The organism is Mycobacterium sp. IDUB_19 (assembly GCF_055419445.1).
Window position 1 is genome coordinate 1 of the sequence record NZ_JBVAXR010000117.1, and the last position, 2,440, is coordinate 2,440.

The following is a 2,440-nucleotide window of genomic DNA, read 5'->3' on the forward strand; positions in this document are numbered from 1 at the left end:
ACGACAACCGGCCCGCCCGACCGGCCACGCCACACCGACAGCACGATCGGGACACTCGCCGAGGTGATCGTCACCTCTGCGTATCGCTCGGGGTGCTCCACCTCATTGCGCAGCCGCTGATCTCTATCGCGCATGCCCATCACCTCAATCGGAACGGGAGCCGATTGTTGATCCGCCCGCCTGGCGCGGGTATCCGGAAAGTCGGCACACACCACAGCGTGGCGCGGAAGCGGCACTGGCACCAGGGTCACAAGTCCCGGCAATACACATCGGTCACGCGACCGCTGTCATCAGGATCGGCTAGGTCCTCAACTTAGGTCAGTGGCCAGAATGGCGTCGGCGGTTCTCATATGGTCATCGGCCTGCCGCATAAGCGAGTCTGCTTGCTCCAGATCGGCCGACGTGCTGTTCGGTCCTAGCGACATGCAGACGTGCATTGCGGCGTGAACGTCGTCGATTTCGGATTGCAATGCAGTAGTCAGGGCCGGATCCGGCGTAGGCAGGTGAGCCTGGAGGTTGACCGTTAGTTCGTCGTGGGCCGATGAACACGCTACCCGGACAGAGCCGATGTCGTTGGCGTCGATCGCGTTGATCATCGCCTGCATATAGTTCCTCGTATTGTCGAAATGGACTTTGGCCTCTGAATACCACTCAGGGACGCCGGGGTAGACGGCGGTGGCGGTCGCAGGTGTCCCGACAACGAGCAGAGCCGCGGCGGTCAGGACCGCACCGCCCATGCGCTGATGAGTGTTTCGCCGGAACATGACCTGACTTTCGTTGTGTGGGCCGTGTTTTGGGCCAAGCAAAGCGATGCGGCCTCGTCTCGATACACGACGCTCCTCGCCCCACAACATCTTTGGTAGGGGCTTTTGACCCGTCGTTGCGTGTCGACGGCGCTCCCGACACGCGGGGCGCCGGGCTCACATCGCAGTCACGGCCGCAGTCAAGGCGACGCCGAACACCACGGCCGGCACGGCCATGCCGGCAAGAAACCCAAGCCCGAAGCGACGACCCCCGGCGGTGAAGGCGAGAACTGTTTTGACGAGCAGGTTGGAGCCCAGCGCGGCAGCCACTGCGAAAAGCGCGGTGTCGACGGTGATGTCGCCCTTGGCGGCGAGGCTGGCGGCAGCAACCGCACCCGCGTGGGCGTCGGCGAGACCCGCGGCGAACGTGGCAACTACCACCCCATTTGGACCGAGCATGTCAGCGCCCCACCGGCCAACGAGCAGGGCGAGAGTCAGCACGACGGCCAGGACGAGGGCGGGCCACAAGGCGAAAGGCCGGCTTGCCTTTGCCGGCTCGACGTCTTCGCCCTTCGCAGCATCCTGCTGATGAGTCCCCATGGCACCCCGGTAGACGAAGGCGGCGACACCCACGAGCACGACCGCTCCGGCGACCACTGGAGGCCACAGACGGCGCAGTACGTCGACGTCGACGAGCCCGATCACGATCAACAGCTGCACGAAGGTGGCGAGGCTCGCGAGCAGTGCGCTGGCCAGCGGCGCTCGGAGGCTCGCGGACGTTCGACTGAGCCGGCCCATCGACGCCGTCGTCGCTGTTGCCGAGACGAACCCGCCAGCCAAACCTGTGACGAGCACGCCTCGTTCGGGCCCCAGGGCCCGAACACCGATGTAACCGATCCAGCCGATACCGGTGAGCAGAACCACGAGAAGCCACACCTTCGCCGGGTTGAGCACGCCATAGGGTCCTAGCTGCTGATCCGGTAGCAGCGGCAGGATCACGAGCGCCACGACGAAAAACTTGATGGCGTCCTCTAATTCAACGTCGCTGACGATCTCGCGGGCGAAGCGATGGATGCGGGCCTTCGACACCAGCAGTCCTGCGACGACTACGGCGATGCCCACGGCTACCGCCGGGCGCGTGTAAGCGAGCGCACCGAGCAGGTAAGCGACGAACGCGGCGATCGCCGTGGTGGTTCCCGGGTCTTCTGCGCTGGTGCGAAAGTAGGCGAGCGTCAACAGGGCCGCTACGCCGACAAATCCGACCAGCACAGCCCATTCGTTGAAGCTGGCGGCGACGGCACCGACCAGCGATAGGAGCGCGAACGAGCGCGACCCAGCAGGAAGCTTGCGGCTGTGACTGCGTTCGCGCTCAAAGCCGAGTAGCAGTCCGATGGCCAGCGCCACCAGGAACGGCTGGATTTGCTGCCAGCTCACATCGACTCCGATTCAGCTTCCAATTGCTTCAGTAAGTTACGCCGGCCCGAATCTGACTGACCATCGCTGACGAGGTTTGCGAGGAAAGCGGGTCGGCGTGGCGAGGCCGGCTAGCCAGCGGCAGACATCGGCAGTGGCGGCTCAGATGTTGCTCGAGCACGTCACCGTTTGCCTCACGGCGCGAGTTGGACATGGCCTCCCGGCGGACGTTGGGGAGGAGGCGCCGGCTGTGGAGGTGGAGGTGCAGGCTCTTGCGGGGCGGG

2 protein-coding genes are annotated in these 2,440 nt (G+C 64.9%); both read right to left on the reverse strand.

Annotation, left to right across the window (positions count from 1 at the left end; all coding sequences use genetic code 11):
- Positions 1-308: 308 nt before the first annotated feature.
- Complete coding sequence (locus ACZY0B_RS27215) at positions 309-737, reverse strand: hypothetical protein (protein WP_463767332.1); 429 nt, start codon at positions 735-737, stop codon at positions 309-311.
- A 183-nt stretch (positions 738-920) separates the two neighbouring features.
- Complete coding sequence (locus ACZY0B_RS27220) at positions 921-2,177, reverse strand: MgtC/SapB family protein (protein ID WP_463767333.1); 1,257 nt, start codon at positions 2,175-2,177, stop codon at positions 921-923.
- Positions 2,178-2,440: the final 263 nt, after the last annotated feature.

Bases quoted from the DNA above. Each gene is read 5' to 3' on its own strand.
- ACZY0B_RS27215 (WP_463767332.1), bottom strand. From the start codon at position 737: ATGGGCGGTGCGGTCCTGACCGCCGCGGCTCTGCTCGTTGTCGGGACA.